The sequence below is a fragment of the Fictibacillus macauensis ZFHKF-1 genome (assembly GCF_000269865.1).
GTDB lineage: Bacteria > Bacillota > Bacilli > Bacillales > Fictibacillaceae > Fictibacillus_C > Fictibacillus_C macauensis.
Genome location: NZ_AKKV01000026.1, coordinates 252,413 through 258,914, shown reverse-complemented (window position 1 = coordinate 258,914; position 6,502 = coordinate 252,413). Strand labels below are relative to the sequence as shown.

Sequence of the window (6,502 nt, the reverse complement as noted above, 5' to 3'; positions counted from 1 at the left end):
GCAGGATCATCCTGTTACCGCGCAGACTCGGTTCATTCACAACACGCAGGATCATCCAATTCGCGCGCCGTCCCAGCCTATTCGCACTCACGAGCCTGAATGCGCCCCAAAAAAGAGGAAATCCGTTCTGTTTTTGTGTGAGGTGCTTAGCGTAAATGACCTGCAGCTAAGTTTTTTGCTTTTTCTGTGTTTGCGAAATGCATTTTTGCGATAGGATATAAATAATCAAGTCCGTGTTTACGAATGAGCTCAGCTGCGCGTACGTCCACTTTTCTGCCAGCTCCTTTTGGAATTTCTTGACCGGTCGCAGCGCTAATCTTATCCATTTCTTTAATAAAAGCGTAGCGAGCAATAATAGAGGAAGCGGCAACAGAGAGGTGAAGAGACTCTCCCTTTGTGGCAAAATAAACGCCCTCATTAACGACGTTTTTTGCTTTAGATAAATAGTTATAGTAGACGCCAGGCTCACAAAATTGATCAATTAAAATGCCATCTACATCATTGGTCGGAACTTTTTTTAACATGTTTTGCAGCGCTTGATTGTGCAGCATCGCTTTCATTTTCCCTTGGCTCATTCCTTTGCTTTGCAGCTCGTTGTATTTTTGATTGGAAAGAATGAGCAGGCTATACGGTACGATATGAATTAAATCTTTTGCAATGGCAACGATTTGATCATCTTTTAGAAATTTGGAATCTTTGACACCAAGCTCTTTAACGAGTGCTAGTTGACTGGCAGATACATAGGAAGCAACGACCGTAATAGGCCCAAAATAGTCGCCCGTTCCGACTTCATCACTCCCAATGATGGAAAGTGAACCGATCGATGACGGTGGCGCATAAGCGTGTGCTTTTTTCGTAGCCTTCGGTTTTGCGGTGGAAGAAGTGTGGCTAGCAGAGACAGACCAACGTCCACTTTCTTCGCTAGCGTTGGCGCCTTGAAATAGCACTTTCCCAGATTTATAGGCGGTAATTGTACAACCTGGTGGTTTCGCCATAAAAATACTTCCTGGTGGCTGATTTGCTTGCAAATGTGGAGCGTAAGCAGCTTTCATGGCTTCGATTTCTTTAGTAGACACTGTAATGACAGAGTTTGACATATTTTCACGTTCCTTTACGATAATTTAAGAAGAAGTTAAACGTGTGAATTATAACAAATATTTTCATAACCGTGCGCTTTCTGGTAAGATATACGAGTAGAGATATACCTTTTCGCAACGGGTCGAAATTTGAGATTGGAGGTCATTTCGTGGCGGAAGAGATTGCTAAATCAAGGACCACAGTAGAAATATTCGGTCAAAAATACACTATCATCGGAACAGAAACTTCCAGCCACGTTCGTTCGGTCGCTGCTATGGTAGATGAAAAAATGCGCGACTTCCAACAATATAATGCGGTGTTGGATACGAAACAGCTAGCTGTTTTAACGGCGGTGAACATTATGAACGATTACTTAAAGACTAAAGAAGAGCTGGAAAAATTGCAACTGCAGATTAGGAAAGAGGATTAGATACATGCTAAATCTTGTTATCATTATTTTATTAGTAGGTGGCTTTTTAATTGGATTACGACGAGGGCTTATTATGCAAGCAGTGCATCTCGTTGGCTTTATAGCGGCCTACGTTGTTGCCTATTTATATTTTAGGGACTTAGCGCCTCATTTAAAACTATGGATTCCCTATCCTATTTCAGATGAAAGTTCATTATCAAATGTCATTAATAACATGCCGATTGAGGATGTTTATTATAATGCAATTGCGTTTCTGTTATTGTTTATTGCGACGAAAATCGTGTTACACATCATTGGTTCGATGTTGAATTTCTTAGCCGAGTTACCGATTCTGCGCACGATTAATCGCTGGCTTGGTGGCGTGCTAGGCTTTATTGAAGTTTATTTAATTGTGTTCTTATTGCTATTTGTCGCTTCGCTTATACCTTCAGGTGGTGTTCATGATACGTATGAAAAGTCATCTGTCGGGAAAGCAATCGTGCAAAATACGCCGGTTTTTTCTGATAAGGTGAAAGAGTTGTGGAGCAAACGAAAGTAACGCTCTCTCGTTGTCTAGAAAACTTCTCTTATAGAGAAGTTTTTTTACCGTCAATGTTCCATTTTTAAAGGAGGCGCACCTACAATGAATAAAAAAGAAGTTGTATCTGTACTAGAAACGATCGCTGTTTATTTAGAAATAAAAGGTGAAAATACATTCAAAACAGCAGCCTATCGCCGTGCAGCACAAGCGCTTGAAACAGATGACCGCAGCATGGAGCAAATTCATGATCCTGCTGAGTTAAAAGGAATTGGCAAAGGCACCGCAACGGTCATTACAGAACTCGTAGAAACAGGGAAATCCTCACTGCTAGAAGAATTGAAGGAAACGTTGCCAGCAGGCTTAATCGCTCTTCTTGACGTTTCAGGCTTAGGCGGCAAAAAGATTGCCAAGCTGTATCAAGAACTTGGTGTGACCGATGTTGAGAGTTTAAAAAAGGCATGCGAAGAGGAAAAAGTAAGAGGATTAGCGGGATTTGGTGCCAAAACTGAAGAAAAAATTTTAGCGGCTCTTACCGATTTAGGAAAGCGTCCTGAGCGTTTGCCGATCGCTTTTATGTTGCCAATTGCTGAGAAGATTGAACAGGCATTAGCGAAAATGGAAGGAATTATTCGCTATAGTAGAGCAGGCAGTTTGCGCCGCGCTCGTGAAACGGTAAAAGACCTAGACTTTATTATTGCGGTTTCTCATGCAGAGCGCGTAAAAGAACAGCTGTTGCAACTAGAAAACGTCTCGGGGATTATCGCGCAGGGAGACACGAAAGTTTCCCTAGAGTTAGCCTATGATTATACGGTTTCTGTTGATTTTCGGCTCGTTTCAGAAGCGCAATATGCGACGGCGCTTCATCATTTTACCGGATCAATGGCGCATAATGTTAAAATGAGACAGCTTGCTAAAGAAAAGAAAGAGAAAATTAGTGAATATGGTGTAGAACAAGTGGAAACGGGCGAAGTGCTAACATTTGAAACCGAAACGGCCTTTTATGAGCACTTTGGATTACAATACATCCCGCCTGAAGTGCGTGAAGGGGAGGACGAGCTTATTGTCTTTCAACAGCCGGTTGCGCTTATTGAGCGAAGCGATATTAAGGGTGATCTTCATATGCACTCCACGTGGAGTGATGGAGCCGACACACTTTCTGATATGGCCGAGGCTGCTCGTAAACAAGGCTATGAATATATGGCGATTACGGATCATTCTCAGTTTTTAAGAGTTGCGAACGGCTTAACGAAAGAGCGCTTGCGTAAGCAGCGTAAAGAAATTGATGAACTGAACGCAACCTATGATGATTTTAAAATTTTAGCTGGAGTGGAAATGGACATTTTACCTGACGGAACGCTTGATTTCGATGATGAATTTTTAGGAGAAATGGATCTTGTTATTGCCTCGATTCATTCAGCGTTTAGTCAAGACCGCGAAACAATCATGAAGCGCTTAACGACCGCCTTAAAAAGCCATCATGTCGATATTATTGCGCATCCGACGGGCCGAGTCATTGGCAGGCGTCCTGGCTACGATGTAGACGTTGATTTATTGATTGATCTCGCAGCAGAAAGTAATACGGCTTTAGAGCTAAACGCCCATCCAAGTCGGCTTGATTTAGCGCCGCAATGGTTAAAAAAAGCGCATGAAAAAGGCGTGATGTTAACGATCAATACGGATGCTCACGTGAAGGATAATCTTCAACATATGGAGATTGGCGTCGCTGTTGCTAAAAAAGGATATGTCCAAGCAAAGCACGTATTAAACGCTATGTCATTATCAGACCTGCAAGCTTTTTTACAACGAAATGATCACAAATAGAGACTAACAAGACTAGAGGGGGAACCAATTTTGCAAGAACGTGTTCTTCGCGTTTTAGAGTTTACGAAAATTGTAGAGCAAGTGAAAAATTATGCAAGCTCATCGCTAGGAAAGCAAGTAGCAGAAGGGCTTAAGCCATCGACTGATTTTGCAGAAGTAAAACGATGGCAAGACGATACAGATGAAGGGGTTAAAGTACTTCGTCTCAAAGGACAGGCGCCACTCGGAGGCATTCGTGATATTCGAGCGAGTGTAAAACGCGCTGCCATTGGTGGCATGTTATTTGCTGAAGAATTAGTGGATAGTGCAACGACCATTCATGGTGGTCGCCGCTTTAAACGATTTGTGGAAGGCATGGTAGAGGACGGCATTGAGCTTCCTTTACTAGCCGCACGCGTTGAAGAAATCGATCCGCTTCAGGAATTAGAAGCAGCTATTAAAGCGTGCATTGACGACAATGGCCACGTTATGGATAGTGCTAGTCCTGAACTGCGTACTATTCGCGGTCAGCTTCGCACGTTTGAAGCGCGTGTTCGCGAGAAATTAGAAAGCATGGTTCGCTCATCAAGCTACCAAAAGATGCTATCCGATACGATTATTACGATTCGTAACGATCGTTTCGTGCTGCCTGTTAAACAAGAATATCGTGCGAATTTTGGCGGCATGGTTCATGATCAATCGTCTTCAGGGGCAACGTTATTTATTGAACCACAAGCGATTATTACGATTAACAATCAATTAAAAGAGGCAAAGGCGAAAGAAACACGTGAAATCGAAAAGATTTTACGTGAGCTTTCAGGTGTTGTTGGAGAGCATGCTGAGCCGCTGTTGCATAATGTTGCCGTGTTAGCACAAATTGATTTTATCTTTGCGAAAGCCTTTTACAGTCGAGAGCTCAAAGCAACGAAGCCAATCATGAACGATCAGCAATCTATGAGCATTATAAAAGCACGTCATCCGCTTATTGATGCAGAAGCAGTCGTGCCGATTGATGCAACGCTTGGTGGGGCATTTCAATCCCTCATTATAACCGGTCCTAATACCGGGGGGAAAACCGTTACTTTAAAAACAATTGGTCTACTGTCATTGATGGCGCAATCAGGGTTGCAAATTCCTGCTGAAGAACAATCTGAGATGACTGTATTTGAGACCATTTATGCGGATATTGGTGATGAACAATCGATTGAACAATCGTTAAGTACGTTCTCCTCCCACATGGTGAACATTGTTGATATTTTAAAAACGGTCAATTATAAAAGTCTCGTCTTATTTGATGAGCTCGGTGCAGGTACCGATCCTCAAGAAGGGGCGGCGCTGGCCATTTCGATCCTAGACTACGTGTTTGCCCGCGGTGCACGTGTAGTGGCCACTACACACTATAGTGAACTAAAAGCGTACGCCTACAATCGCGAAGGTGTTATGAATGCTAGCGTTGAGTTTAACGTTGAAACGCTTCGTCCAACGTATAAGCTATTAATTGGTGTACCAGGTCGAAGTAACGCCTTTGAAATCTCACGTCGTCTCGGTTTGGATGTTCGCATTATTGATGAAGCGAAAGCACAAATTAGTGCTGAAGATAACAAAATTGATAATATGATTCGCTCGTTAGAAGATAACCAAAAGCGTGCTGAATTTGAACGAGAAGAAGCAATCGCTCTTCGTCAAGATGCCGAAAAGCTAAAGCAAGATCTACAGCAGAAATTAGAGCAATTAGAGGCAGAACGCGATGGGCTGTTAGAACAAGCTGAGCGTAAGGCAGAAGAAGCAGTAGCAGCAGCTAAGAAAACGGCTGAAGACGTCATTAAAGAGCTTCGTACCTTCCAACAAGAGGCGGGCAATGTAAAAGAACACCGCTTAATTGAGGCGCGTAAAAAACTAGACGAAGCGACACCTACGCTTCGTACTAAAAAGAAAAAACAAGGCGCACCAAAACCGAAAGCCGTCGATTTTGAGCCGGGTGACGAAGTAAAAGTGCTAAGCTTCGGTCAAAAAGGCCACATTATTGCCAAAGTAAGCAACCAAGAATATTCGGTACAAATTGGTATTTTAAAAATGAACGTTTCACGCAATGATTTAGAATTATTGAAGCAACCAAAAGAGAAGAAGCAAGAACCACGCGCATTTGTTAAAGTGCAAGGATCAGACGACCATGTCTCTCCAGAGCTTGATCTTAGAGGCAAACGATATGAAGACGCGATGCTTGAAGTTGATAAATATTTAGATGAAGCCATGTTGGCTGGTTTTGCTCAAGTATCCATTATTCATGGAAAAGGAACGGGGGCGTTGCGCTCTGGTGTGCAACAGCTGTTAAAAACGCATCCAAATGTAAAATCAACGCGCATGGGTGCAGCGAATGAAGGCGGTAGCGGTATGACCGTTGCCATTTTAAAGTAAGGCAAATCAAACCGTCACGGTGCTAAGCGTAAAGGAGTTGAAACGGCTGCTACTAACGAAAGCACCTACATCGGATGATGTTCATTCGTCTAAGTTAGTAGCAGTGGGGATAGTGGATACTTTATGGAAAGTGCTGTTCGTATGCAGTGGGCTTTTTATCGTTATTGGAATTGTTTATATGGTGTTTTTTGCGAGTTAAGTACAAAAAAGATTCTCATCACACAGTGGATGAGAATCTTTTTTTTTCAGTAAAAAGAGAA

Annotated in this window: 5 protein-coding genes; 4 read left to right on the top strand and 1 reads right to left on the bottom strand. The window is 42.6% G+C overall.

Translation table 11 applies throughout. From position 1 onward, the window contains the following. Positions 1–146: 146 nt before the first annotated feature. Complete coding sequence (gene rnhC / locus A374_RS11780; protein WP_007202436.1) at positions 147–1,097, bottom strand: ribonuclease HIII; 951 nt, start codon at positions 1,095–1,097, stop codon at positions 147–149. A gap of 149 nt (positions 1,098–1,246) precedes the next feature. On the opposite strand from rnhC, the gene zapA reads away from it, so the two are divergent. The 4 genes from zapA to A374_RS11760 all read left to right on the top strand — a co-directional run bounded on the left by zapA (position 1,247) and on the right by A374_RS11760 (position 6,242). After that, entirely contained in the window at positions 1,247–1,507 is a 261-nt protein-coding gene (gene zapA / locus A374_RS11775) for a cell division protein ZapA (protein WP_007202435.1), read from the top strand. 4 nt (positions 1,508–1,511) lie between these two features. Further along, positions 1,512–2,045: a CvpA family protein gene (locus tag A374_RS11770; protein WP_007202434.1), complete on the top strand. Its 534-nt coding sequence runs from the start codon at positions 1,512–1,514 to the stop codon at positions 2,043–2,045. Positions 2,046–2,129: 84 nt separating this feature from the next. Next, on the top strand, positions 2,130–3,848 hold the full coding sequence (gene polX / locus A374_RS11765) for a DNA polymerase/3'-5' exonuclease PolX (RefSeq protein ID WP_007202433.1): 1,719 nt from the start codon (positions 2,130–2,132) through the stop codon (positions 3,846–3,848). Between the two features lie 30 nt (positions 3,849–3,878). Then, positions 3,879–6,242: an endonuclease MutS2 gene (locus tag A374_RS11760; protein WP_007202432.1), complete on the top strand. Its 2,364-nt coding sequence runs from the start codon at positions 3,879–3,881 to the stop codon at positions 6,240–6,242. Positions 6,243–6,502 lie beyond the last annotated feature (260 nt).